Raw genomic sequence first — 1,028 nt, forward strand, 5'->3', positions numbered from 1 at the left:
AAGAAATCCAGATTCAGTGAAGCGCAGATGGTCGGCATCCTCAAGGAGGTCGAGATGGGAGCGAAGGTCGGCGAGACGTGCAGGAAGCACGGCATCAGCGAGCCGACGTACTACAAGTGCAAGAGCCAATTCTCGGGCATGAAAGTCTCGCACCTGGCGCAGCTGCGCCAACTGCAAGACGAGAATACCAAGCTCAAGCGCATGTACGCCGACCTGGCGCTGATGCACCACGCGCTCAAGGACGTTGTTGACCGAAAGCTCTGACCCCGGAGCGTCGCGAGGTGGTTGTTCAGGCTCTTGTGGCCGAGCATGGCATGAGCGAACGACGTGCCTGTCAGGCCAGTGGTATCGCCCGCTCCACGCTGCGTTACCGACGCGTTGCACGCGACGACTCTGGGGTTATCAATTTCATCCAGGCCCATATGGCACTGAACCCGCGCCACGGCTTCGGGCTGCTGTACGACAGTGCCCGCCACCAAGGCAAGCCTTGGGGCAAGACTGTGCTCTGGCGCGTGTACTGCGAGCTGCGACTGAACCTGCCCCGGCGGGGCAAGAAGCGGTTGCCGGCGCGCGTCAAAGAGCCGCTGCAGGCCGCAGCTCAGCCCAATCAAGGCTGGAGTTGCGACTTCATGTCGGATGCGCTGTGGTCAGGCCGGCGCTTCCGAACCTTCAACGTCATCGACGAGTTCAACCGCGAGGGCCTGCGTATCGAGGTCGATACCAGCCTGCCCGCTGCGCGTGTCATCCGCGCCCTGGACGGTACGCGGTGCGCCGCTGTCGATTCGCCTGGACAACGGCCCTGAATTCATCGCCAGCGCATTGGCCCAGTGGGCTCAAAGCAAGGGCATCGCCCTCAATCACATCCAGCCCGGCAAGCCCACGCAGAACGCCTATGTCGAACGATTCAACAAGACCTACCGCACCGAAGTGCTCGACTGCTACGTCTTCGACAGCTTGAAGGAAGTCCGAGACATGACCGCCGACTGGCTGCGCCGATACAACCACCACCGACCCCATGAAGCCCTCGG

Annotated in this window: 3 protein-coding genes; all 3 read left to right on the forward strand. The window is 62.1% G+C overall.

From position 1 onward, the window contains the following. A partial coding sequence (locus FVQ98_RS19530) for a transposase (RefSeq protein ID WP_147915123.1) occupies positions 1-264 on the forward strand: 264 nt, incomplete at its 5' end. A 17-nt stretch (positions 265-281) separates the two neighbouring features. After that, positions 282-803, forward strand: coding sequence for a hypothetical protein (locus tag FVQ98_RS19825; protein ID WP_187265826.1), 522 nt, complete (start codon positions 282-284; stop codon positions 801-803). Between the two features lie 16 nt (positions 804-819). Then, positions 820-1,028 (forward strand): integrase core domain-containing protein (locus tag FVQ98_RS19535; protein ID WP_222707636.1); only part of this gene is annotated, 209 nt, incomplete at its 3' end.

This window comes from Ottowia flava (assembly GCF_008017535.1).
GTDB lineage: Bacteria > Pseudomonadota > Gammaproteobacteria > Burkholderiales > Burkholderiaceae_C > Ottowia > Ottowia flava.